This window comes from Caballeronia sp. 11_S32 (assembly GCF_056930355.1).
Genome location: NZ_JBXOWH010000006.1, coordinates 101,962 through 124,645, shown reverse-complemented (window position 1 = coordinate 124,645; position 22,684 = coordinate 101,962). Strand labels below are relative to the sequence as shown.

Annotated in this window: 23 protein-coding genes; 16 read left to right on the top strand and 7 right to left on the bottom strand. The window is 58.3% G+C overall.

Going from position 1 to position 22,684, the window contains the following annotated elements; genetic code table 11:
• Positions 1-87 precede the first annotated feature (87 nt).
• The gene (locus AC1Z32_RS39240; protein WP_483484252.1) at positions 88-1,356 is read right to left on the bottom strand and encodes a tyrosine-type recombinase/integrase; all 1,269 of its coding nucleotides are present in this window, start codon (positions 1,354-1,356) and stop codon (positions 88-90) included.
• A gap of 92 nt (positions 1,357-1,448) precedes the next feature.
• Between AC1Z32_RS39240 and AC1Z32_RS39235 the strand changes: the two genes are divergently transcribed.
• The 3 genes from AC1Z32_RS39235 (at position 1,449) to AC1Z32_RS39225 (ending at position 3,177) form a co-directional block, all read left to right on the top strand.
• A complete protein-coding gene (locus tag AC1Z32_RS39235) occupies positions 1,449-2,465 on the top strand; it encodes a DNA-binding protein (RefSeq protein ID WP_483484251.1) in 1,017 nt (338 codons plus the stop codon).
• 84 nt (positions 2,466-2,549) lie between these two features.
• A complete protein-coding gene (locus tag AC1Z32_RS39230) occupies positions 2,550-2,825 on the top strand; it encodes a hypothetical protein (RefSeq protein WP_483484250.1) in 276 nt (91 codons plus the stop codon).
• 73 nt (positions 2,826-2,898) lie between these two features.
• Positions 2,899-3,177: an HU family DNA-binding protein gene (locus AC1Z32_RS39225; RefSeq protein WP_483484249.1), complete on the top strand. Its 279-nt coding sequence runs from the start codon at positions 2,899-2,901 to the stop codon at positions 3,175-3,177.
• An 85-nt stretch (positions 3,178-3,262) separates the two neighbouring features.
• Here the strand turns inward: AC1Z32_RS39225 and AC1Z32_RS39220 are convergent, their stop codons facing one another.
• Entirely contained in the window at positions 3,263-3,466 is a 204-nt protein-coding gene (locus AC1Z32_RS39220) for a hypothetical protein (RefSeq protein ID WP_483484248.1), read from the bottom strand.
• A gap of 90 nt (positions 3,467-3,556) precedes the next feature.
• Between AC1Z32_RS39220 and AC1Z32_RS39215 the strand changes: the two genes are divergently transcribed.
• Both AC1Z32_RS39215 and AC1Z32_RS39210 read left to right on the top strand, forming a co-directional pair.
• Entirely contained in the window at positions 3,557-4,000 is a 444-nt protein-coding gene (locus AC1Z32_RS39215) for an SET domain-containing protein (RefSeq protein WP_483484247.1), read from the top strand.
• Between the two features lie 150 nt (positions 4,001-4,150).
• A complete protein-coding gene (locus tag AC1Z32_RS39210) occupies positions 4,151-5,041 on the top strand; it encodes a hypothetical protein (protein WP_483484246.1) in 891 nt (296 codons plus the stop codon).
• 547 nt (positions 5,042-5,588) lie between these two features.
• Here the strand turns inward: AC1Z32_RS39210 and AC1Z32_RS39205 are convergent.
• Positions 5,589-6,329 carry a hypothetical protein gene (locus AC1Z32_RS39205; RefSeq protein ID WP_483484245.1) on the bottom strand — a complete coding sequence of 247 codons (741 nt, stop codon included), beginning with the start codon at positions 6,327-6,329 and terminating at the stop codon, positions 5,589-5,591.
• Positions 6,330-6,673: 344 nt separating this feature from the next.
• Positions 6,674-6,961, bottom strand: a complete 288-nt coding sequence (locus tag AC1Z32_RS39200) for a CppA family protein (RefSeq protein ID WP_483484244.1) — start codon at positions 6,959-6,961, stop codon at positions 6,674-6,676.
• A 218-nt stretch (positions 6,962-7,179) separates the two neighbouring features.
• Between AC1Z32_RS39200 and AC1Z32_RS39195 the strand changes: the two genes are divergently transcribed.
• The 3 genes from AC1Z32_RS39195 (at position 7,180) to AC1Z32_RS39185 (ending at position 9,368) form a co-directional block, all read left to right on the top strand.
• On the top strand, positions 7,180-8,208 hold the full coding sequence (locus AC1Z32_RS39195) for a PDDEXK nuclease domain-containing protein (protein WP_483484243.1): 1,029 nt from the start codon (positions 7,180-7,182) through the stop codon (positions 8,206-8,208).
• Positions 8,209-8,590: 382 nt separating this feature from the next.
• A complete protein-coding gene (locus tag AC1Z32_RS39190; protein ID WP_483484242.1) occupies positions 8,591-8,905 on the top strand; it encodes a hypothetical protein in 315 nt (104 codons plus the stop codon).
• Positions 8,906-9,152: 247 nt separating this feature from the next.
• A complete protein-coding gene (locus tag AC1Z32_RS39185) occupies positions 9,153-9,368 on the top strand; it encodes a hypothetical protein (protein ID WP_483484241.1) in 216 nt (71 codons plus the stop codon).
• Between the two features lie 420 nt (positions 9,369-9,788).
• Here AC1Z32_RS39185 and AC1Z32_RS39180 read toward each other — a convergent pair whose 3' ends face one another.
• Positions 9,789-10,529, bottom strand: coding sequence for a hypothetical protein (locus AC1Z32_RS39180; protein ID WP_483484240.1), 741 nt, complete (start codon positions 10,527-10,529; stop codon positions 9,789-9,791).
• Between the two features lie 509 nt (positions 10,530-11,038).
• Between AC1Z32_RS39180 and AC1Z32_RS39175 the strand changes: the two genes are divergently transcribed.
• From AC1Z32_RS39175 to AC1Z32_RS39160, 4 genes are all read left to right on the top strand, one after another.
• Entirely contained in the window at positions 11,039-11,233 is a 195-nt protein-coding gene (locus tag AC1Z32_RS39175) for a hypothetical protein (RefSeq protein ID WP_483484239.1), read from the top strand.
• Positions 11,234-12,269: 1,036 nt separating this feature from the next.
• The gene (locus tag AC1Z32_RS39170; protein ID WP_483484508.1) at positions 12,270-13,832 is read left to right on the top strand and encodes a recombinase family protein; all 1,563 of its coding nucleotides are present in this window, start codon (positions 12,270-12,272) and stop codon (positions 13,830-13,832) included.
• Positions 13,829-14,728, top strand: a complete 900-nt coding sequence (locus AC1Z32_RS39165) for a plasmid partitioning protein RepB C-terminal domain-containing protein (protein WP_483484238.1) — start codon at positions 13,829-13,831, stop codon at positions 14,726-14,728. Before AC1Z32_RS39170 ends, AC1Z32_RS39165 begins: the two co-directional genes overlap by 4 nt.
• Entirely contained in the window at positions 14,725-15,609 is an 885-nt protein-coding gene (locus tag AC1Z32_RS39160) for a plasmid partitioning protein RepB C-terminal domain-containing protein (protein WP_483484237.1), read from the top strand. The genes AC1Z32_RS39165 and AC1Z32_RS39160 overlap by 4 nt, the downstream gene beginning before the upstream one ends.
• A gap of 1,146 nt (positions 15,610-16,755) precedes the next feature.
• Here the strand turns inward: AC1Z32_RS39160 and AC1Z32_RS39155 are convergent.
• Positions 16,756-17,607 carry an HNH endonuclease gene (locus AC1Z32_RS39155; RefSeq protein ID WP_483484236.1) on the bottom strand — a complete coding sequence of 284 codons (852 nt, stop codon included), beginning with the start codon at positions 17,605-17,607 and terminating at the stop codon, positions 16,756-16,758.
• A 518-nt stretch (positions 17,608-18,125) separates the two neighbouring features.
• A complete protein-coding gene (locus tag AC1Z32_RS39150; protein WP_483484235.1) occupies positions 18,126-19,085 on the bottom strand; it encodes a hypothetical protein in 960 nt (319 codons plus the stop codon).
• Between the two features lie 897 nt (positions 19,086-19,982).
• Between AC1Z32_RS39150 and AC1Z32_RS39145 the strand changes: the two genes are divergently transcribed.
• From AC1Z32_RS39145 to AC1Z32_RS39130, 4 genes are read left to right on the top strand one after another with little or no spacing between them, the layout of a single operon-like run.
• The gene (locus AC1Z32_RS39145) at positions 19,983-20,645 is read left to right on the top strand and encodes a CsgE family curli-type amyloid fiber assembly protein (RefSeq protein ID WP_483484234.1); all 663 of its coding nucleotides are present in this window, start codon (positions 19,983-19,985) and stop codon (positions 20,643-20,645) included.
• Positions 20,646-20,704: 59 nt separating this feature from the next.
• Positions 20,705-21,142 carry a curli assembly protein CsgF gene (locus AC1Z32_RS39140; RefSeq protein WP_483484233.1) on the top strand — a complete coding sequence of 146 codons (438 nt, stop codon included), beginning with the start codon at positions 20,705-20,707 and terminating at the stop codon, positions 21,140-21,142.
• A gap of 18 nt (positions 21,143-21,160) precedes the next feature.
• Complete coding sequence (locus AC1Z32_RS39135; protein ID WP_483484232.1) at positions 21,161-22,081, top strand: CsgG/HfaB family protein; 921 nt, start codon at positions 21,161-21,163, stop codon at positions 22,079-22,081.
• 22 nt (positions 22,082-22,103) lie between these two features.
• Positions 22,104-22,622: a hypothetical protein gene (locus AC1Z32_RS39130; RefSeq protein WP_483484231.1), complete on the top strand. Its 519-nt coding sequence runs from the start codon at positions 22,104-22,106 to the stop codon at positions 22,620-22,622.
• Positions 22,623-22,684 lie beyond the last annotated feature (62 nt).

Below are 22,684 nucleotides of genomic sequence, written 5' to 3'. Positions count from 1 at the left end.
TGAAAAGGTTGCGGTTGCTGGCGGCTTGATACCCGTGGAGATCACTGGCCGGTGGCATGACCCATTGCAATCGTTGTGCCGATCGTGTCACCAATCAATTCGATGTTTGTCTTCGGTTTCGCGATGACGTCGGTCGTCATCGATGTGCAGGTACAAGCTCGTGGTCGTGAGCGACGCGTGCCCGAGATTGTCCCGGACCAGTCGCAGATCGACCTGCTGATCGGCCATGTGAGAGCCCGCAGTGTGCCTCAGCCAATGCGCGGACGCCTTCTCAAGCATGTCGGCTCGTTGGACAGACGACGCGTCTCCTTCGCGAAGTCTCGCGGCAGCGCCTGCGAATACCCCTTTGACGATGGCGTGCAGCGCGGCGCGCGTCAGCGGCGCACAGGTTTCGGTGCCGCGATTTGAAGCCGTTGCGCCGATCGGTAGCACGAGCGGCGTGTCCTCGCTCGGCGCGGGAAGGGCGCTGAGACCTAGATGCTGTCGATAGCGCGAAAGCTCCATCATCATTTCGCGCGTAGCGGGCACGAGGCGTTCCTTGTCTCCTTTGCCCCGGATCGTCAACCACCATCGGATCTCCGCCTGCGCATCGCGGCGGATGAAGAATTGGCCCATGGTGTTACCACCCACCTCCGCGATGCGCAGCCCGCCCAGATAGAGGAGCGTGAACAGCCATCTCACGCGGTGAGCGTGGGCCGTCGCTCGCTCGGTGTCGCGCGGCATCGTCGCGATGTAGTCCTTGACGGCCTGCCAAACATGCGGCTCCAGGTAGCGTGTGATGCGTGGCGCCGCGTGCCGCGCACGTTGCCGAGACAGCGAAAGCGGATTGCCCGCGAGATAACCGGCTTGCACCAGCCACGAAAACAACGCATTCAGAATGACGATGGCTTGTCGCTGGCTGGCGGGTGAGAGCGGCCCATAGAACGGCCGCCAGCGCGCGTCGGTGCGCGCGTGTTTCCGGCCGCCGCCTGCGACCCACGTGGCGGCCGGTTGCGGGTCGGCAAGGAAATGTTGATACCGCAGGCAGTCTTCGTGGGTGAGCGAAGAGAGCGGCTTGCCGAGTGCGGTGAGCGACCAGAGCAAGAGCCGCTCGGCTTCCTTGCGGTAGTTCTCGAAGGTCGTCTTGGTGTCGACAAAGCGGGACAGCCACGCCCGGATCGCGTCGAGATCATTGGTCGCTGCGATCTGGGCTCGACCGGCGGTCGCGCGGTTCATGCCGGCGCCGCCATCAAGTTCAGGCGGAATCAGCAGCAATTCGAGGGGCACAGGCCGCAGGGCAAGCGGTAGCGGCAGGGATGGCGTGCGGCTCAAGGTGGGGTGCTTTCGTACAAGGCGTTCGAGTAAATTTATCAACATTATAGGATTAATGTCAAATTAACTATGTCGTGACGTTGGATAACGAACGAAATACGTTGTAGTATGCATGCATTGTTTATCCCTTCGCGTCAATGTCCGACGTTCTCTCCGACGAAACCCGCCTGGCGGCCGATATCGAGCGCCTCAAGGTCGAATTCCCCAAGACGCGCGAGCTCTATCGCGAGGTGTGCGCGCTGCTATTCTTCCGCTTCGGCGTCGCGCCAACCGCCAATCGCCTCTATAACCTGGTCCGCCGCGGCACGATGAGCACGCCGGCGTCGGTACTGAGCGAGTTTTGGGCGGAGCTGCGCGAGAAGAGCCGCGTGCGTATCGAGCATCCGGACCTACCCACGGATCTGAGCGACGCCGCAGGCGAACTGATCGGGACCCTGTGGACGCGCGCAACGACGTCCGCCCACGCCGAGTTGACCGCGCTGCGCGACGAGGTGGAAGCTCAGCGCGCCGAGTCCCAGCAAAAACTGGTCGCAATGCGCGAGGAGTTGGGCCGGACCGAGACGGCGCTCGAGCAACGCACCGCGGCGTTGCTGACGGCCCAGGTCGAGATCCGCGAACAGGAGCGTCAGCAGGCGGAAGAGGCCGCCACGCGCAAAGCGCTGGAGGCAGAGATCAAGCGTCTCGGCGAAGAGGCCGTTGCGCGCGAGCGAGAACTGGAGAAGGTACGCGACACGTTCTCGCGTGATTTGGAAAAACTTCGGGAGACGGCGAACCGCGCCGAGGAGCGCTTACGTGCAACGGAAAAGCGAGCGCTGTTGGAGATCGATCGGGAACGCAGCGCGGTGGCCAAGACTCAGAAAGAGCTGGTTGAGGCCGCCAAACGCGCCGACAAGCGAGAGGCCGAACAGCGTCGCACCGTCGAGGCGCTGCAGGAGCAGCACGGCGATGCCCGTCATCAAAACGGCGTCCTGCAAGGCAAACTCGCCGCGCTCGAAGCGGCCCACAAGTCACTTCAAGAGCAGTTGAAGTCGCTGCGCGGAACGACGAGACCCTCGGCGCGACGCGCGCCCACGGCAGAATCCAGTCCGCCAGTCAGGCGAGCCGCCCGAAAGGCCGTCGTTGGCAAAACGGCGAAAGCGAAAGCTCGCACGTAGATAATGACCGGGTGGCGCCGGTGAGTGGCGCAGCCCACGGCCGGCTGGTGCTCCAGTCGCGCCGATGGTCAAAGGAGCAAACAGATGAGAAGATCAGCAGAGAACAAGTTAAGGGTCGTGGCGGTGCGCATTGACCCGGTCATTGAACAGCGATTACGTGTGCTGGCAGAGGCCACGGGGCGCAAACAGTCGTACTTCTTGCAGCGGATGATCGAAGACGGCATCGAAGCGATGGAAGAGACCTGGCTGTCGCCAGAGACGCTGGCCAAGGTTCGAAAGGGTGACTTACCCGAACTGCTCGCTGCACACAGCACGACCTCGGATCTGTTCGACCTGGATGCAACCGAGGCGGTCTCGTAGCAGCGCGGTCGTTTGTTTTTCGTAGCGGTTCGGCAAGATCGCGTTCGTTTTCAATAGAGAGGAAGAGACGCCAATGAACAAGCAGGAACTGATTGACGCGGTCGCATCGCAGTCGGGGACGAGCAAGACCGCGGCCGAAGAGGCGATCAATGCGGTGTTTGAGACGATTTCGAAAACGGTGGCCGCGGGCGACACCGTTCAGCTGATCGGTTTTGGATCGTTCGGGACCGGCGAACGCGCCGCGCGGACCGGCCGGAATCCGCAGACCGGTGAGGCGATCGAGATCGCAGCGGCCAAGACGGTGAAGTTCACCGCCGGGAAGAGTTTTAAGGACGCCGTCAACCAAGCCTGAGCGCAACGGTGACCGGGTGACGCGCGACGGCCGCAGGCGGCCAGCTTGCCGTCGCATCACCGTTCGACGGTCACGCCTCGGTCAGTCAGAAAAGTTGAGTCTCGAGCGGTGTGAGGTTCACCCATTTCACCGCGGTGCGGCGCTCCTGTCCGTCCGGGTGAATGGAGCGAATCATGACGCGTTGTCCGCGCGCTTCTCCCAGAACTTCCGCGATCCGGTCTTCATAGCGCACCAGGGTGCCGCGCGCCGGCTTGCGTTTGAGTTTCGTGCGACGAGGCGGAGCGGACATTTCTTGACAGGCTGACATGCGATGATGCGATTATGCCTGTCGTCACAAAGCGCAGGTTTTTTGTCACCTTCTCACGCCAGAGTCTCAACCATGCGCCGCATTGCAGTCCGTCACTCGCCCATTCATGGTCGCGGTGTGTTCGCCGTAGCAACTATCTCCGTTGGTGATCCGATTCTCGAATACAAAGGCGAGATCATCTCGGCGAGAGAGGCGCAGCGTCGGTATGAGCGGTCCACCGCGGAAGACGGACATACTTTTTTCTTCGGGCTCGACGACGGCCGCATGATCGATGGCGCACAAGGCGGTAACTCCGCACGTTGGATTAATCACAGTTGCGCGCCTAACTGTGAAGCCGAACAGGACGGCGACCGGATCTTCATCCGGGCGACACGCAAGATTGAGGAAGGCGCAGAGATCTTCATCGACTACGCGCTGGATATCGAAGGGCGCCGAACGGCGGCGCTCAAGCGCCTCTACGCATGTCGGTGCGGCGCTCGCCGCTGTCGAGGCACGATGCTGGATGCGCGTCGGTAGGCTATTTGCTGTGAGGCGCACCCGGCACGAGGTGATTCATGAAGAGAACGACGAAAGCACCGGCGACCGCTTCCTTGACGCGTGGAAATGGATTAGCCTGATCGCTCCTCATCGACGACATTCCTGAGCGCGACGACGATGCAGCAAAGCATGCAACAGCTCGACATATTCGCCGACAGTCGCGACGTGGTACTGCGCAATGACGTCGTGGAGCGATTGCAGAGTCGCCATGCGGCGGACGCACGAGCCTCACTGACTCAGCTCGCCAATGAATATCCTGACGACAGCGCGCTGCCTGCGATAACGGTGCTTGTTCGCGAACTCGAGAACGAGTCAAGCCTTCCGCTGACCGACCACGCGGAATTGGCCTCGGTACGTCGACACCTCGAGGATGAGGTGATGCCTGCGGCTCTTCGGGTGCTACCAACACGAGATGTGCTTGCGTGGTCGACACCTTGCTGGCACTCGCTCGCCCAGCGTGCTGCACCGCTAGTATTTTGCGGGACAGACGCAGAAAGTCACGCCGCGCCATTATGGCTTCGTGCAGGGGACTGGTTGGCGGCGACTGACGCCGTCAACACGATCGAATCGTGGTGGCGCATCTCGTCGCCACTCGCCTGGATGGCCGAAGCGCGCTATCAAGCGGCTGGCCTCGATGCGGCGTGGCCGCTGTTTGCAGAGTTGGCGTGGCTGGCACCGTCAAGGTTCGCCGCATTGATCGCCGGGCTTCGGGACGCTTCGCTGGATGCGCTGCGTCGGCGCTTCGATGCTGATTTTTCCGGTACTGGCGAAATAGACGACTACGTGTGGTTCCCAGCCTGGCTCCTGATCGTCAAGCCAGCGCTCGCGAGTCGGCTGGGCGAGGCGCGCGTGCAGCGAGATCTGCCGGCGTCGCGTGCCACGGCTTTACTCGGGGAGATTTTGCGCCGCGAACATGAAGGCGACCAGCGCGAGCTGGTCGCTTTACGCGAAGAACTGAGCCGGCTGCATACGGGCCTGTTTGACGCCTACATGGCAACACGGAAAGTGCAGCATCGATGACCGGGTCCGGTTTTGTCACCGGCTTTACTTTCGAGTTGCCGCTCGAGATTTTTTGTTGGAGGGAAACACAAACACGCGCTGCGATGTTGCCGGCAGCGTTGCCTCTGCCTGCTCGGGCACTTGCGAGACCAGCGGATCCTTCGCACCAAGCGAATCACTTGAATCCGATACGGCGTGGCCTTCGGCAGGATCCTGATGCTTCTGCGTCAACGACTCGATCAGGTGCGCGAACCCTCGTAGTCCATGCGGTGAAGTCAAAGGTTCCAATGCGGTCGTCCCTGGATGTCGAAGGTCCATAGTAATACGCCATGGGGATGGTTGCTCTCTCGGCCAGCCGTTGCTTCGCTGACACGGGAGAATTCCGTGCGCACGGGTCCATCGTCAATCAATCACGGCTGTGCGCCAAATGCCGAGGCGGGGCAGGATGGAGCGGCGTTTCAACCCGAAGTCCTCACTCAAGCAACATGTGTGTGCCGGTGCGGATCGAAGGCGGCCGAACTCTGATTGGTTTCGGCATCGCGCTTGTTGATTTTTCTTTGGGCGGCTTTCATGCTTCGCCCGGTTCCTTGTCCACGTCCTTGAAGTCGTCCCTCGGGTCATCGCCGATCAGGTCTTCGATTTCAAGTTCGTCGATGAACTCGTCAAGCGAGACTTCGACGATGTTCTCAGGGAACGATTCGAGTGTGTCGAGCCATTCTTTCACCGCCGTGCCCTTTTCGCCGTCTTTCCAGTCGTCCGAACGCTCGGCGTAGGCTTTTTCGAGTGCCCGGTGCACATTCTCGAAATCCGCGCGCACATCTCTGCCCTTCTGATTGTAGTCATCGACCGCAGCCTGGAGCGTCGCGCGCGCGGAGACGAGTGCTTCATTGAACACCCCCACCGCCTGTCCCAGTCGGATGCGCTGCGCGCTTAGGATATCGAGCCCCTCTTCCATGCGCTTGAGGTCCGCTGCTTTGATCTTGAATGTCATGGTTGTTTGATGGTGGCGTAGACTGATTTCCAACGCTGTCGGACTGCGGTGTGTCCTGCATAACATTAGCTTAAGGGAGGCCGAGCTACCATCGTGTGGGCAAAAACGACGCGAACGTTCATGAATCGATACTTCACCACCCGGCAAGGCGCGATTCGTCGCCTCATGGCGATCAAGCGCGAGGGAGCCGAGGCGTTTCGTGCGAATGTAGTCGGCAGGCAGAGCAATGGCAGCGAAGTCTTCGGGCTCGAACAAGTGCTGCTGCATCTGCGGGTAGGGCGCATCGCGTATTTCTCGTGCGGAGATTCGTGCGACCACGACATCGTCTTCGTCAGCTAGACGACGGCGGTGCGCCGCCGGATGTCACGCCGTCTCTTTCGCGTCGGGCCGTGTTACCTGCGCCTTCAGCACCGACACCGGTGAAAAGCTCTGGGGAAGCGCGGTTGCCCGCTAGCGGACAGGCGACCCAGATCACCTACGAAGCGAACGGCAAGTATTACGGGCTAATCCCGGCGGGCGGCCGCGGCTCCTTCCTGGGGTGTGCGCTGCCGGACAAGCATCGACCGCGACTCGTCCCCTTGTTTAGTCGATCGGTGGAACAATAAAACCTGGATGGTCGTTGTGCACGTCTCAAATCCGTCGCGACCTCGATGGCCAGACCATCAATGCAAGGCCCCACGCGTGGGAATAGTCGAACTTGACGGCCCGGCGAGAATGCTACGGATGGCAGCGAGAGACTCTTCGGCTATTGGACTCGGTGTTTGGCGAGACAGGGGCGGGAACGCTGGGGCTCTCACGCCCAAGTATCTGCAGAGGGCAGAAAGATATGGTTTTCCCGATCTGCCGCATTTCTCCGCAGCGACAGTAATGGCCGCATCGCCGACTTTGCGCCGAAGCCACTCGAGCGTTCGGCGGTCCTTTTCGTTGTAGACCCTGACCAGGTGCTCCATCATCGCCTCCGATGTGCCTGTATATAAATACAGTACTGTTACTATATACAGGGTCCTTGAGCAGGGCAAGGGTCACTCTGGCCATGAGAGGTGTGCGCAGGAAAATTCTCCGCAGTGCGGAGAGTCTCGGACGTCGTCAGGGTTTCGTGCTTGAACGGTTTCGGGTAACGTGGCCGCTCTCCTCAGCCGCTTCGCTGCCACACTGACTGCATCGATTTATGACTCAATTGGTTCCCGACTCTCTAGTCGACGACGTACGGCGGCTGATCGATAGCGCACGTTCTCGCGTCGCCGTTACGGTGAACGCCGAACTCACGCTTCTGTACTGGCAGATCGGTCGTCGCATCAGCGAAGGTGTGCTCGGGGGCGCTCGCGCCGATTACGGACAGCAGGTCCTCGACGGGCTGGCGCGGCAACTGACGGCGGCCTACGGCCGTGGATGGAGCGAGAAGCAGTTGCGACATTGCATGAGGGCGGCGGAGGTCTTTTCGGACGAGGGAATTCTCTCCGCGCTGCGGAGAGAATTGAGCTGGACCCATCTCAAGACGCTGATGTATATCGATGATCCGCTCAAGCGCGACTACTACATCGAGTTATGCCGACTCGAGCGGTGGTCGTCGAGACAGTTACACGAACGCATCCAGTCGATGCTGTTCGAGCGCAGTGCGCTTTCGCGAAAGCCGGCCGATGTGATCCGGAACGAACTTTCGCAGTTGAAGGAAACGCGGGAGCTCACGCCCGAAGTCGTCCTCAAAGATCCGTACGTGCTCGATTTTCTCGGGCTGAACGACCGCTACCTGGAGCGGGATCTGGAAGACGCCATCCTGCGAGAGATGGAGCAGTTTCTGCTCGAGCTGGGGGCGGGATTTTCCTTCGTCGCGCGGCAGAAGCGCCTGCAGATCGACGACGACGATTTTTATCTGGATCTGCTGTTCTATAACCGAAAGCTTCGGCGCCTTGTTGCGATCGAACTCAAGCTGGGTGCATTCAAGGCTGAGTACAAGAGTCAAATGGAGCTCTATCTCCGCTGGCTCGCGAAGCACGAGCAGGAACCAGGAGAACAGTCGCCCATCGGCATCATCTTATGTGCTGGCAAAAAGCAGGAGCAGATCGAACTGCTGGAACTGGGAAATAGCGGAATACACGTCGCCGAATACCTGACGGTGTTGCCGCCACGCGAGACGCTTAAGGCGAAGCTCCACCAATCGATTGCGGCGGCACGCTCGCGACTGCGTGACGCACCGTGAGTGCACGACTTTTCGTCGCGTCGATCTCTGCGGACCAGATCACCCCTGTCGCACTGCAGTTAGGAATTCGCCAACGCATTGTCGGAGAGGTTTGATGTCGAGCGGCCATGCCGTAAATCCCTGGTAGAAATCGTTCGCGCCCGTCCTCCGAAGTGCAGTAGGTGCCGTCAACGAAGGCAAGGACGACGGTTGATTTTCCGTAGCCAAACCAATGTGCGCGTCACCTACGGTGCGGCCGTGCCTCGCTGCGCCAAACGCCGACCGAGGACGGGCTCGGCTTGCATCGTGACGATACAGCGCATCAGCCTACTTCGGCGGCGCTCGCCTTGACTTCGAATCCGCGCACATATGCTCGAGAAGTTGAATCACAGAGTCCTCGTGCATGAAAGCGATTGCCAAAAAACGAAGTCGTAAAGCCAGCGAAGCACCGCCGTTCCGTATGCAACATCGCTCTTCGCATGAAGCTGATCGCGAGCTGGATCATCTAAGAAAAATTGTAGGAATTCTAACCGCATCGAAGGATAACTCCTTTCCGCTTGGCCCCGCTTATTGGATCGCACGTCTTCGAGAAATGCGCGTTGGCTATTTTTTGCTACCCACGCAATTGGCTCAGATTTCAGCACTTGAACGCTGTATTGAGGGGCTTGCAGAACGAGAAAATCGGGATGTCACGCGATCCAAGTGTCGCGTTGCTTAAAAAGGTGCGAAAGGCTATAAATCGACCGCCTAAAAAAGCGAAGGTAGGGCAACGCTCTGACGTTCGCGTCATTAAAACCATGCGTAATAATACGGTTTATCACCATTGAGGCGACTTCGTCGCGCGAAAAGAACCGGCGGACGCGCCGGAGGCCAGCCATGAGGCGCTACGCGCATAATCCCCGTGTATCTCGCATCGTCGGAGGCGACGACCATGAACGAGCCGAAAACCAGAAGAGACCCCGAGGGTGAACCTCATCAACAACGAAAATCTTCATGAAGGCCGGTACCTCGAGCGCTCGCAAAAACTGACCGAGGCGATTTCGCCCGTGATTGACTTGGCGCGCGGGGCCGCCAAAGGTGATTTCCGCGCCGATGTGGACGCCCTCGATTTCTACGTTACGCTGGCCGCAATGGGGTCAGGCTGTGCCGAAACTCCAGGCTATGGTTCGGACTCGCTATAGGCGTCCCCAGCAGTGGTTTCTCTTCCAATTCCAAAATGGATCCCGCTACTCCTCTCGAACCGCGCAGGTTCGGTAATCAGAGGAAATTGAGCGGCGCTACATGACTGGTAAAGGAGCTTAGAACTGCCTCGGAGAAGCGAAAGGTGTCTTGTTGTGCGTTTCACTGTGTCCGCGCTTTCGCACGGACACCGGCGATGTGAGCAGCTTCATGACGAGCGACAGCGACACGGCCGCAATCAATGCACCGCCCAGTCCCGGCACGGCCCTGATTTGTGGTCAATCGCGCCGCGAGGTGGACCCCGTCAGCAGTGCTGGAAGACGCGCGATCTGGGCGTGGAGCCTCAGCAACTGCCCCTTATGGGAGGAAGACTCGGCAGGAGGGCGCGGCAGTCGAGCCGTCGATTGTACGTGTGAATAGATTCACCGACTCGTATGAAGTCTTTGACGTTCAAGCTGAGTGCGGATTCGGCCGGCGATGAACGCACTGACGATCAGTGTTAGGTAAAGAGCGATGAGATTGTGACGCCACGCGTCCAAGGCAACGTGATGGGTAAGCAACTTCGGATCGGCGGCCGAGGATAACAAGTGCTTCGTCTCGGCTACTCGCATCATCCGGATAAAACCTCCGGCGGAGAGTAGTGGCAGCAGGACTGCGAATGCAAGCAGGACGGGCTTCATCGTCGACGCCGGCGAATAGTGGCGTAGCCGGAACCATAGTCCGAGGCACCCGTGGACCCACCCAGGGGCTAGCAGTGCAAGTTGAAGGCCCTGCGTGCCGCTCGTGAGGAGCATGATGACCACGTGTTCATAGTTGGGCTCGAAGCCATAGAGCGCGGATGCCAGTCGGGTTGTCACTGCGTGACGGATAAGCAGCAGCGGCAAGCTAAGGCCTGCCCAGAGTCGGATCCATTCAGCGGCAGGCAGCGCCCAATGTCGGCGCCCGTATATTGTGTGCAACGCTAATGCGAAATGTGCGAAAGCGGCACAGTACAGCACGATCGTTCCGGGCCCGCTGCGCCAGAGCCGAAGCGACACGTCGAGACCCCGTCCGGCGAGCTCCAATGACCAGAGTCCGAGTGCGTGATTGACGAGGTGCAGAAGGAGGTAGGTCAACAGCACCACCCCAGACGCGAACTGCAAGCGGCGTAGAGCGGATTGCACACAAAGCCTCAATTCGCGCGTATGGCGTACGTCTGGCCGGAGCTTCCCAATTCAGACTCCGGTGATGGCTGTGCGACGCGCGTTGAAGCAGCACCGCGGTTGGATCGGTTACCTCCGCAAATGTTACTGCTCCAGCTTGACTGACGTGGCTTCTTGGCTCCGGATGTGGGATGCGCAGCGCAGACAGTTTGACTCGCGGTGTACTGTCGCAGATTCTCGGCGAATCGCTCCAACGCCGACACCGACCCGCATACGCTTTGGTATTTTTCGTGGCCGATTCTGCCATCGAGAATGACCGTCAGTCCCGATGCGCGGGCCATGTCGATGATGTCCATTTCGATCACCCATTCAGTGTGCCTCATCTACTAGATCGTGTGCATGCGCCGGTTATTCCCTAGCTCGTATGCTTGTTCGTATGGCCCCGCTTGTGTGAGTGGTCAAATCCGTGGTTGTGCTTGACTTCAACCGAATCTTCGGCAGACGCCGTCGGCTTCGACGTTCTGTCTCGCATGCTCGACGCCATCGCAGAGCGGGGGGCGAAGGAAGAACTACGGCAAGCGTTCCTCGACGAGGGGAACGCGCGCGTCGCGAAGCTGGTGCAGACAGGCGCGGGGCTCGACTGGAGCGAGATGCATCATTATCTGCGTGAGCGTGCGGCAGCTGCTTCGTCGGGCGTACCCAAGGTCAAGCGATGGCGCGAGTAGTCCCTGCTTTCGTACACGCTTAAGCCGGGTGCCCTCTGATAAGCCGAGGGCGTGCTTACGCGATCACGGTGAGGCGGGCGATTTCCCGGAGTCGACCAACAGCGGTCCTCGAAGAATCTCTGAAAGCTGACATCATAGGGCTGAAAGTTTATTCAGAGCGGCCGGTTGCGCCGTTGGAGCGACCACAGCGGCACTGTTGTCAACCTTTGCCAAAAGCGAGGCGGTAGGAAGACGAGATCACCCTGTGGTTTAGCATGTCGCAGATCTCGGGGAATCTACGCGCGGGGAAGATTCTCAAACTAATGTGCAGACGAAATCCCACGGTTTTCGAAGTTTGTCATTCCGAAATCCGTTGGCAAGTGGACCAGCACCCCGTCCCTCCGCTAAATGCGTAATTAGTCCATCAGCCCGAGTCGAAGCCCGTGAATCTGACTCTGGGAGCGAAAAATGGATGTCTTCCGTCGTTGCGGGAATTGCAAAAGGCGATTCAAAGTTCGGCCGCAATCCCCCAATCAGCGGTATTGCTCCAGTCACGAATGTCAGCTCACGCGACGAAGGCTCTGGCAGAAAGAGCGCCTGCGGTCTGACAGCGACTATCGGGAAAATCAGCTTCGAGCCAGTGCCGATTGGCGAGCGCGGAATTCCGATTACTGGAAGTCTTATCGGGAGAAACATCCGTTATACGTGGTTCGCAACCGTGAGCAACAGAAGAAGCGGACATCAGATCGACGTGACGGCGCAAAGATGGACGTCTGGGCGCTCGACTCCTACCTGCGATCAGGGACCTATGTATTGACGGCCGTGTCGAGCTCGTTGCGCGCAAAGATGCACGCGTGGATCGTTCATCTCACAGTGCTGAAAGCTACGGAGGGCGTTCCTGCGGAAAGATTGTAAATAGATGACTCGTGCCACCTAAGGTTACGCGCTGTTACTCTGATTCCGACGCGTAGCGCTCCGGTCCGTAGGGCCTCAATAGGCAGTTCGCTTGGACGAACTCCACGGTACACATGAAGCGGGTCATCGGATGGTGGCAAGAATGGCAGGCGATTCTGAACCCACGGTGTGCGAAGGCGGCCCCTATATGAGAGCTGCCGAGTATGTTCGCATGTCGACCGAACACCAGCAGTATTCCACAGAGAACCAGCGATCAAAGATTCGAGACTATGCCAATCAGCATCGGCTCAAGATCGTTGCGACCTATGCAGACGAAGGCAAGAGCGGCCTTAGGTTAGACGGGCGCGCAGCACTGCAGCGGCTCATCCACGACGTCGAAGCAAGCACGGTGGACTTCCAAGTGATACTGGTATATGACGTCAGCCGCTGGGGACGATTTCAGGATGCAGATGAGAGTGCGTATTACGAGTACGTGTGCAGGCGCGCTGGCATCAATGTTGTTTATTGTGCTGAACAATTTGAGAACGACGGATCTCCTGTCTCGACCATCGTCAAAGGTGTCAAAAGGGCAATGGCCGGAGAGTACAGCCGGGAGTTGTCAACGAAGGTCTTCGCCGGTCAATGCCGTTTGATCGAGCTCGGCTTCCGACAAGGAGGGCCGGCCGGCTTCGGCCTAAGAAGAGTTCTCCTCGACCAGGGTGGGCTGGTTAAGTCGGAACTTGCACGGGGCGAACGTAAAAGCTTGCAAACAGACCGTGTAGTCTTAATGCCAGGCCCCGAAAGCGAGACTGGAATCGTTCGCCTGATCTATCAATGGTTCATCGAGGAATCTTTATCCGAAGCCCAAATCGCGGCGAGATTGAACTCCATGAATGTCCGAACTGATCTCGATCGTGTGTGGAGCAGAGCGACGGTACATGAAGTTCTCACCAATGAAAAATATATCGGTAACAATATCTACAACAAGGTTTCATTCAAACTCAAAAAGCTAAGGGTGGCCAATCCGCCCGAAATGTGGATCAGGAAAGACAGAGCGTTTAAGCCCGTCCTGTCACCAGACATATTCTACATAGCTCAAGGGATCATGCGAGCCCGTGCGCATCGATACTCTAGCGATGAATTGTTGGAGCGTCTAAGGGAGCTCTATCAATCACGCGGCTTTCTTTCTGGAATTGTAATTGATGAAACCGAGGGGATGCCGTCTTCTTCTGTCTACTCCTACCGCTTTGGCAGTCTGGTTAAAGCGTATCAGGCCGTAGGATTCACGCCGGACCGAGACTATCAATACATCGAGATAAACCGACTTCTTCGCAGACTGCATCCGGAGATCGTAAATAATACGGAGCGATTAATCGCCGAGATTGGTGGCGAATCTGTGAGAGATCCTGCCACGGATGTGCTGTATATCAATCGAGAATTCACGGTTTCGATCGTCTTGGCGCGTTGTCAGCACGTAGGCTTGGCGACACGCAGATGGAAAGTTCGATTTGATGCCAGCTTGCTCCCCGACATAACGGTTGCCGTAAGAATGAAGGACGGAAACGAATTACCACACGACTATTATTTGCTGCCGCGTGTCGACTTTGGACAACGTGACATCCAACTGGCCGAACGAAACTCCATAGAGCTCGAAACGTATCGCTTCGACACTCTTGACTACCTTTATCGTATGGCTGAACGCGCGCGGCTTCGGAGGGTAGCATGAATACATGCCTGAATTCACTCGTAATCCGGAGTGTTCCGATCGACCGCATCGAGATAATCAATCACCGCGACCGTAACAGTCGGATATTTGAGGAGATCGTCGGAAACATTCAGGCAATTGGACTCAAAAAGCCGATCGTCGTTACTTCGCGGATAGCAGCAGACGGCACTGAGCGCTTCATCCTCATTTGTGGGGAGGGACGTTTGACCGCGTTCACCTCTTTGGGAGAGCGCGAGATTCCCGCTCTAGTGGTCGACGTCGACGACGAGGACGCGCTTATCATGAGTCTCGCGGAGAACATCGCGCGTCGCCAATACCGTCCGCTCGAACTTCTTTTCGGTATCCGGCAATTGGCTGAAAGAGGATATGCCGCAAAAGCAATCTCTGAAAAAACGGGTTTAACTGCATCCTACATTCAAGGAATTTTGACATTGCTTAAATACGGTGAGGAGCGCCTACTCGTTTCGGTTGAGAGTGGCGCGATTCCGTTGAATGCTGCGCTGTCGATCGTTCGTGCGGGCGACGATGATAACGCTGTCCAAAGCGCGCTCCAGGAAGCATACGAGAACGGGCAGCTTCGAGGAAGGCAGCTAGTCCGAGCTCGTCATGTGATCGAGAAGCGGCAATTACTTGGCAGGTCAATCATTCACAAACCTCCAGGGAAAAGGTCCGCGCTCACGGCGAGCGGACTGGTCAGAACATATCAAAACGAGGCCAAACGCCAGAAGGCGCTCGTGAGAAAGGCAGACTTCACGCAACAGCGATTGCTTTTCATTGTCGGAGCGCTGCGTCAACTGTTCGCCGAAGAGAGTTTCGTGAATCTGTTACGCGCTGAAGCAATCAGCTCATTACCCAAATACTTGGCAGACCGCGTATGGCCCGGGAGCGCAGCATGAGCCGAATTCAACTGGGTTTCATTCCAGAGCCGATTAGTGTTCCGTTAGACTCGGTCCTGCCGTCAAGGCAGCCAAGTGCTGGACTAGCAAGTTCAAGGAAGTTCAAGCAGATTGTCTCATCAATCCAAGAGGTCGGCCTCATTGAGCCGCTGTCAGTCATGCCCGAGGACAAGAACCTCGGTGGCTTCGTCCTTTTGGACGGACATCTGCGACTCATAGCGTTAAAATCGCTTGGTATTTCTCATGCGGCGTGTCTGGTATCAACTGATGACGAAGGTTACACATACAACAATCGGGTGAATCGACTATCGGCCCTACAAGAGCATTACATGATTCGACGCGCGATGGAAAGAGGTGCGTCGCCCGAGCGCCTAGCTAAGGCACTTGGTGTCAATCTCTCTCACATCATCAGTAAGGCGACCTTGTTGGACGGAATCTGTCCGGAGGCGATTGACCTTCTTAAGGACCAGCAATTTTCCCCAAGCCTTTCTCGCGTGATTCGGAGAATGAGGCCAACGCGGCAGGTAGAATGTATTGAGCTCATGCTAGCGGCGAACAACGTTACTGCTGCCTATGCGGAAGCCCTGCTGGCTGCAACTCCGACCGATCGGCTAGTCGAAGGGAAGCGACGCCCTCGCCGCGTCGTTGCGAGCCAGGAGCAGATCGCGAAGATGGAGCGCGAGATGAGCAATCTGCAAAGCAGGTATAAGCTTGCAGAACAGAGTTTCGGTCAGGACGTCTTGAACCTAGTGCTGGCTCGCGGTTACCTGTCAAAATTGCTCGAGAACGAAGAAATAATGCGGTATCTCTTAGCTCATCATCCAGACTTGGTAAAGGAATTCGAGTTGATCCTAGCATCGGTATCGCTTGAGCAGGCGTAAGTGTTGCGTGGCCCGCGAGCGGATCAGGCATTGTTCTTTACGCGTGCCCTCATCATTATCATTGCGGTCCGATCGCTTCTCGACAGCGTGCCCACAATTCGATCACGTCGGCACTTGTTAAATCCAACTCAAGTGTCGATGTGAAAAAATTTTCGACTTGGGGGTAGCGTCGCCGTTGTTTGACATGTTCTCTGCAGAGTTTCAATGCGAGTTGGCCGAGCTGAATGCGCGTCATCCAGGAAAAGGATATTGTCGATCGTGCCTGCCACAGGCGCGTAGATTCGACTAAGTGAGAAAGTGACCATGTTTGCGTAAGTCCGTACGACACTAGCGTTGCACAAACTAGGTAGCAGACGTAATGGACCCGGATGTCGTCGGTGTCGAGTTGAACGTCGGATTCGCGCATAGACCATCATCCAAGAACTGACATTGAGGTACGGTGCGTCAGCAGTCAGAAGACGCGCTGGCTTCGCCGCGTTAGCAGAGAGGTTACGGCATTCTGCAAACTCCATCTACGTTTGGCTTGAAATGCAGCGTTTCGCGGACGACGATACGCGCATCGCGGGAAATTCCAGCGGTCCTGAGGGTCAGGAAGCCGTCGGTCAGAATTCGAAGCAAATGCGGATTCTATGTAGCGTCGAGAAACGGGCCGATCTTTCGCGCGGAAAGCGCTCGCGTACGAACGTGAATCTCGTCGCGGGCCGCCTCAACTTCCTGATCGCTCGGGATGCGCTGCTGGCTAACGGAGTTTGACGGGGGCGGATCTCGTACTGAAGCATCAATGCATCGTGTCTTCGAACGTCTGCTCCGCTTACAATGCCGGCCAACAAGGCGTCCGATTGGCGAACGGCGGCAGTGGGTCGCGAAGACTCATTCGGATTTCGCGGAAGCCGACGGTCAAGTGCGCCGCGTCGCCAATGACGGCAGAGCGACCTGCAGCGGTCGGTCGGCGGCTGAACGCTGAACGTCAGCAAAGGCCGATTGTCTGGGCTTCGCTCGGGCAAGGCTTCAGGGCTCACTCATCGCACGACACTGTTTCTCAATGTCAGAAGTGGTCCCTGAGGCCGCTGGACGTCGAGACATCCAGCGGCAAGGCGCAGCGGCGAGTCGGTAAGAAATCGATGTCTCCGGGCGCAGAGCCAACGGCTAGCCAAAGTGACTTTCGCGGTGGCAGTTTGGACAGAGCGCGATGGCGTTCGCGACGGTGTCCTCGCCGCCGTCGGCGAGTCTTATGCGATGGTGAACCTCCAAGTATGGCGTCCCGTCCGCCTTCTTGGTGAATGGCGCTGGCTTCCTGCATCTCTCGCACTTTCCGCTGGCACGATGGAGAGCCTCTGCAACGACATCGGGATTGCGCATAAAGGCCCAAGTCGTAACCGTAATCCGCTTGGGGATCTTGCTTGCGACAGCCAGTCTCCGCTTCCGCTCGTCAGAACTGCTTTGACGGGCTTGCTCCACGGCCCTCTCGAAATCTGCGAGTTCAAACGGCGGCTTGGGTCGACGGACAACCTGATCAATGTCGAGCTTGCGGGTCTCGATAGGATTCGAGAAGAGCGGCTTCAATTCGAGCCATAAAGCATCATCGGTCAAAGACGGGAGAAATTGAACTCCAGCGAACTGATGCGCCAGAGAGCAACGACGGGTCTTGACGTCTTTAAGAACGCCTTTCACCTGGAGGCCATGCTGAATTGCCAACTGAAGCCTGTTCCAATGGGCTACCCAGGTCTTGCGCTGCGCTCCAGCAGGTGGTTTGCTGAACTTGTACCAAAGCGTCCCATCATTAAGATCTTCACAAATTGCCAAGTCTGTCGGGATGCGCTTGCCTTTTTCGTCCTTGATGCTGTGGTAGTTCCAGATCGAGGTGGCGAAGATCGAGGCGTGGCCTTCTATAGCCTCATCGCGACTCGCGTCGAATGACGACCATTGTTGCCCAGGAGGGAGGGCGCCCAAACGGACGAACGCTTCATCGTGAGCTACATCGAACAGAATTGACGGCACGAGATATCCTTAAGCGCGCGGAGAATTTAACCGAATCAAAAGGGCAGCGCTTTAGTTATCGCCCACTCGTGATAAATCTTTATGGTTCGTGCAGGATATTTTTTCCGAGAGCGATCGACAGCAGTGGGTGAAGCGTCGACGAGAGTTTGCTGGGAACGTTGTCCACGTCTTTGGAGCAGCCGATGCATCGCTACGTTCGCAGAGACCGTTGAGCGTCGGGAACTGACCGTTGACCTCCGATCGTCCGAGCTTTCAACGACCGGAACAGGAACTGAAGCCGCCTCATGACAAACGATTCGTGAATGTCGGCAAAGGCCGACCCGCCAGCAGTCGTCGCAGTAGGGCCTTGGCTCGCAAGAAATGTTTGGTATGCGTTCTGCTCGGACATTCAGCCGGCCGCTTGTGTTTCCAAAGCATTCCATTCAGACACTTCCCGCAAGAAGCCTTCGCCGAGCGAAGCAAATAAAGGCCACTGCGCACATTCATTCGAAAAAGGCTATGGGGGCGTCCCCAAGTTTTCAGTCGGAAATGAGGCCGACCAGCGTTCTAGGCTGTGCTTTTTCTTGCGTGGGTTTGCTGTTGTGAAACCAAAGCAGGAATTCGGCGAGTTTGCAATCGAGTTCATTCAGCGCGATAAGCTGCTTGTCCGAGAACGGATTTTTGCCGAACCGAAGGTAGATTCTCTGCTTGATTAAGCTCAGGATGCCCCATGGACGAATAGCCTTGATCAGTCGCGAGACATTCGCCGCGAATGCCTGACATTCGACGTTGGTCTCGCCTCCCCGTGCTTCCACTGCCGCAATTAAGTTGGGCATCGCGTCAAGTTGTTCTCTCAGCGTGGTCGTGGCCGCTTCCACTTTCGCGATTTCGTCTTCAATCTCTTTCGCTTTCTTGTGCGTGCCTTTTGCAGCGATGAATACGAGCGGAATCGCCACGATTCCGCCCAGCACGAGCGCGCCGCCGCTCATTCCGGCGCCTCCCGCAGCCAATGCGCCGCCTCCGAACCAAGCGAGTGTCGCGTTGGTCGCGGCCGCACCCGACAAGCCGGCGATGGCCGTTCCGGTCGAGGCCGTTCCCAGCGCAGATACCAGCGCCCACGAACCGACCGCAAGCGTGCCGCCGGTAACCGTACCAGCTCCGACAGCAGAGACGGCCTCGTAGTCGCTCTTGAATTTGGCGACTTTCGTCAACGTGGTCGTGGTCGTCACAATGCCGGTGTCTAGAGTCGTCGTGTTCCGGACGCTTTTGTTCAGCACGGATTCGGCTTTGTCGATCTTTGCTTTCGCTTTGGCCAGAGCAGCTCCCATCGAGCGCACCTGCTCCTGAATCCGCTTTTCGTAGGTCTTCGCATCAGTATGCAAGGTCTGGTAAGTGTCGTAGCGTTCGTGGTATGTCTGCTTCGCCTCTTCTAGTCGCGCTGCGCCGCCCAGCGTCACCACGTTACTCACTACCTTGAACGACCCCTTGATCAATCCCATGCTTCACCGTTTTTTGGTTGTTAATTTCTTTGCTTTGGACCTGACGATAGCCCACACCGGTCGTTTACGACCGATGGCCGGCGATCTTGACCCCTGACGGAGGAGGTGCGGACACCATTGGGTCGAAGCTACGAGTTGACGGATTCCGGTGGCGGTCACCGGTACACGCCGCCCCCATCGGCAAGACTTGATCGGCAAGGCGGGACATTGCACCCGATGGGCACGGCCATGTGCGCGAGTAATTGGCGCCAGACCCGACAGACAGTTGTCTGCACTGCACGTTACAGAAGTGCATAACGGCGGCCCGTGGAAGCGACCGTTGTCCTTCCGCATCTGGCTTTTAGAAAGCCGTGAAAACAGATGACCGAGAAGGGTCGCGAAGACTCATTCGGACTTCGTGGAAGCCGGCATACAAGTGCGCCGCGTCTCAAATGACGGTAGAGCGACCTGCAGCGGCCGGTCGGCGGCTGAACGCTGAACGTCAGCAAAGGCCGACGCGCCAGCATTCGTCGTCAGGCAGGGCTTGGCAACTAGAAGGCAGAAGCCGCCGTCTATCTCCTTGCTCTGCCGGATAGGTCCAATTCGTGATGGTGCCGTCCGCGGCTATCATCAGCGGCGCGACGTCCTCGTTGATACCGCCGCCGAACACATAAAGGCCGGCATCTTTCGCCTCGCGTGGACCGCGTGGGCCGCTTCGCCGACCGCAGGCATGTCCGCGTCTGGGAGCCTTTCGATTACCGTTTCTTTTCTTGCAATTTTCTTCATATGAATGTGGTGCCGGCAACATAGACGTTACAACTTATTACGGACAATCCATCCCGTCGTACAAATAAAAAGAAACGTTTAAAACAAAAGCCTGAAGGCAGCACCATAGCGGCCAGGGCATACGGGGAAGTCATGCAGCGAGTGAAGGGCAACAAGCCCGTAAAAGGGTGCGTCATCGCAGTGTGCATCGGGGTTTCGGCGGTCGTCGCGAATGCTCTCGCGCAGGATGCGGAACCGCAGCCGCCGATTCACGTGAACGCTTCGTCGCAGGCACAACCACTTCTGTCGCTGCCGAGCACGCCGACGCCCGGCGCGATCGGCAACACGACCGCACAGCCCGCCGCAAATGGCGCGCCTCTCACGCCGCGCCCAACGGTAAACGCAGCATCGTCGCTGGATACGAGCGCCACGCTCTCCGGCACGCCACGCGCCCGCACCGCGGACATCGAAGGCAAGCAGCCGCTCGGCGACGAGCTCGGCGGCGTCGTGACGACCGACACGGTGACGCTCGCGGGCCAGGACTTCTACACGTGGTTCGCGCAGGCGTGGGGCACGATTCCGCTGTCCGACCGTTACATCGTCTCGGTGCACGAGCGCCCTTCAGCGCGCTACGGCAGTCTCGTGTGGGTCGAGTACAACCAGCGCCGCGTGTTCCAGGCGTTTCTGCCCATCGCCCGCTCGAACGTGAAGCCGGTGGCCGAAGGCGCGGCGCAGATCGCTTTCCAGAATGTCATGCAGGCGGATCTGACCCGTCTGCTGTTCCGTGACGCCGACATGGCGACGGACGAGCTCTAAATAAAAGCAGTTAAAAAAAGAAACGACGCAGCAAGGCCAAAAACATACGGGAAATCACGATGAAAACGAATGCGCTCCTGCAACGCGCGCTGCTCGCCTGCGCGCTGACGATGCCGCTCGCCGCGAACGCCACGGCACTCGTGTACGAGCCGGTGAATCCGAATTTCGGCGGCAATCCGCTGAACGGCACCAACCTGCTCAACGAAGCGAACGCGCAGAACAAGTACAAGGACCCGTCGACCGAGAATCTCGGCATGGGCAGCCAGTCGACGCTCGATCAGTTCAACACGCAACTTCAGCAGGCGATTCTGTCGCGCGTGGCGTCATCGATTTCGAGCTCGATCGTCGGCACGGACGGCACGCTGCACCCGGGCACGATCAACACGGGCAACTTCTCGATCGCGATCACGCAAGTCACGGGCGGCAATCTGCAAGTGACGACGACCGACAAGACCACGGGCGCATCCACGACGTTCATCGTCGGCAACGGCCAGTAATACGAGAGCACACACGAAATGAACAAGAATGCTTTCAGAACCACCGCGATGGGCGCCGTCGTCATCGCGTCGGCGCTGCTCACGGGTTGCGTGACGACGCCGATGCCTTCCGCCGGCAACGCCACGCTCACGCCGCCGACGCGCGTGACACGCGATCTCACGCATCTGCCCTCGCCCAAGGGCAGGATCGTCGCCGCAGTGTACGGCTTTCGCGATCTGACCGGCCAGTACAAGCCGTCGCCGGACAGCTCGTTCTCGTCGCAGGTGACGCAGGGCGGCGCATCGTTTCTCGTGAAGGCAATGCGCGATTCCGGCTGGTTCACGCCGGTCGAGCGCGAGAACCTTCAGGACCTGCTGACCGAGCGCAAGATCATGCGCGCTCTGGAAACGCCCGAAGACAAGAAGAACGGGATTCCGCAGATCGGCGCACTGGCGCCCGCGAGCATCGTGCTCGAAGGCGGCATCGTCGGGTATGACACGAACATCCGCACGGGCGGCGCAGGCGTCGCGTATCTGGGGATATCGGCATCCCAGCAGTATCGCGTCGACCAGGTGACGGTGAATCTGCGCGCGGTCGATATCCGCAACGGCACGATCCTGAACAGCGTCTCGACGACCAAGACCATCTACTCGATTCAGATCGATACGGGCGTGTACCGCTTCATCGGCTTCAAGGATCTGTTGCAGGCCGAGGCCGGCATGACGCGCAATGAGCCGCAGCAGCTTTGCGTGAACGAGGCGATCGAGTCGGCGCTGGTGCATCTGATCGTGCAGGGCGTGGCGAATCAGACGTGGTCGCTCAAGGACATGAAGGACTGGTACGACCCGACGATGCAGCGCTACTTGCAGGAAAACCAGGGCTACGCGCAGACGATGGAAAGCGTGAATCCGCCGTATAGCGCGGAGAGAATCGATCCGCCGAAGACTATCGGCAGTTGAACGCATATTTTTGGAGGAGACCATGAAATCACTGCGCGCATCGAAAGCCGCGCTGTGTGCAGCGCTCGGCGCGGCCGTGTCGCTCGCGGTGTATGCCGCGGATCTGTCGTCGGTGTCGGACTTCGGTCCGCCCGAGCCGGGCTTCGGCGGTGCGACGCAGGTGGCGAGGGTATCGCAGCAAGGCACAGGAAACCGTCTGAACGCGGCACAAGCCGGTCAGAACGGCTTGATGGCGAATCAGATGGGCATCGCCAATGCGGCCGCGACGGCGCAGGCGGGCAACGACAACTGGACGGTGCTGCAGCAAAGCGGCGTCGCGAACCAGTACACGGGCTATCAGGCGGGTCAGTACAACCGTTCGATCGCGGTGCAGAACGGCAGCGGTAACGAAGCAACGGTCACGCAGATTGGAAACTCGATGTCGTCGCAGGTGACGCAGCTCGGCGCCAACAACGAGATTTCCATCCTGCAGAACCGGAACGGCTCGGGACTGTCGGTCACGCAGACCGGTGGCGCGAGAGCGGCAGTTCTTATGAAGTAAGCAATATCCTTCCCGGCGATGCCGGGGCGAGGAGACCGGAAAGCTGTGGTGGGGTGTGTGGA

What these genes read in the sequence shown, in the direction of transcription:
- AC1Z32_RS39235 (WP_483484251.1), top strand. Translation starts at nt 1,449, where the DNA reads ATGTCCGACGTTCTCTCCGACGAAACCCGCCTGGCGGCCGATATCGAG.
- AC1Z32_RS39175 (WP_483484239.1), top strand. Translation starts at nt 11,039, where the DNA reads ATGCTCGACGCCATCGCAGAGCGGGGGGCGAAGGAAGAACTACGGCAA.
- AC1Z32_RS39135 (WP_483484232.1), top strand. Translation starts at nt 21,161, where the DNA reads ATGAACAAGAATGCTTTCAGAACCACCGCGATGGGCGCCGTCGTCATC.
- AC1Z32_RS39195 (WP_483484243.1), top strand. Translation starts at nt 7,180, where the DNA reads ATGACTCAATTGGTTCCCGACTCTCTAGTCGACGACGTACGGCGGCTG.
- AC1Z32_RS39170 (WP_483484508.1), top strand. Translation starts at nt 12,270, where the DNA reads ATGGCAGGCGATTCTGAACCCACGGTGTGCGAAGGCGGCCCCTATATG.
- AC1Z32_RS39215 (WP_483484247.1), top strand. Translation starts at nt 3,557, where the DNA reads ATGCGCCGCATTGCAGTCCGTCACTCGCCCATTCATGGTCGCGGTGTG.
- AC1Z32_RS39225 (WP_483484249.1), top strand. Translation starts at nt 2,899, where the DNA reads ATGAACAAGCAGGAACTGATTGACGCGGTCGCATCGCAGTCGGGGACG.
- AC1Z32_RS39145 (WP_483484234.1), top strand. Translation starts at nt 19,983, where the DNA reads ATGCAGCGAGTGAAGGGCAACAAGCCCGTAAAAGGGTGCGTCATCGCA.
- AC1Z32_RS39230 (WP_483484250.1), top strand. Translation starts at nt 2,550, where the DNA reads ATGAGAAGATCAGCAGAGAACAAGTTAAGGGTCGTGGCGGTGCGCATT.
- AC1Z32_RS39190 (WP_483484242.1), top strand. Translation starts at nt 8,591, where the DNA reads ATGAAAGCGATTGCCAAAAAACGAAGTCGTAAAGCCAGCGAAGCACCG.
- AC1Z32_RS39210 (WP_483484246.1), top strand. Translation starts at nt 4,151, where the DNA reads ATGCAACAGCTCGACATATTCGCCGACAGTCGCGACGTGGTACTGCGC.
- AC1Z32_RS39220 (WP_483484248.1), bottom strand. Translation starts at nt 3,466, where the DNA reads ATGTCCGCTCCGCCTCGTCGCACGAAACTCAAACGCAAGCCGGCGCGC.
- AC1Z32_RS39130 (WP_483484231.1), top strand. Translation starts at nt 22,104, where the DNA reads ATGAAATCACTGCGCGCATCGAAAGCCGCGCTGTGTGCAGCGCTCGGC.
- AC1Z32_RS39165 (WP_483484238.1), top strand. Translation starts at nt 13,829, where the DNA reads ATGAATACATGCCTGAATTCACTCGTAATCCGGAGTGTTCCGATCGAC.
- AC1Z32_RS39140 (WP_483484233.1), top strand. Translation starts at nt 20,705, where the DNA reads ATGAAAACGAATGCGCTCCTGCAACGCGCGCTGCTCGCCTGCGCGCTG.
- AC1Z32_RS39160 (WP_483484237.1), top strand. Translation starts at nt 14,725, where the DNA reads ATGAGCCGAATTCAACTGGGTTTCATTCCAGAGCCGATTAGTGTTCCG.
- AC1Z32_RS39240 (WP_483484252.1), bottom strand. Translation starts at nt 1,356, where the DNA reads ATGTTGATAAATTTACTCGAACGCCTTGTACGAAAGCACCCCACCTTG.
- AC1Z32_RS39150 (WP_483484235.1), bottom strand. Translation starts at nt 19,085, where the DNA reads ATGGGATTGATCAAGGGGTCGTTCAAGGTAGTGAGTAACGTGGTGACG.
- AC1Z32_RS39200 (WP_483484244.1), bottom strand. Translation starts at nt 6,961, where the DNA reads ATGGAGCACCTGGTCAGGGTCTACAACGAAAAGGACCGCCGAACGCTC.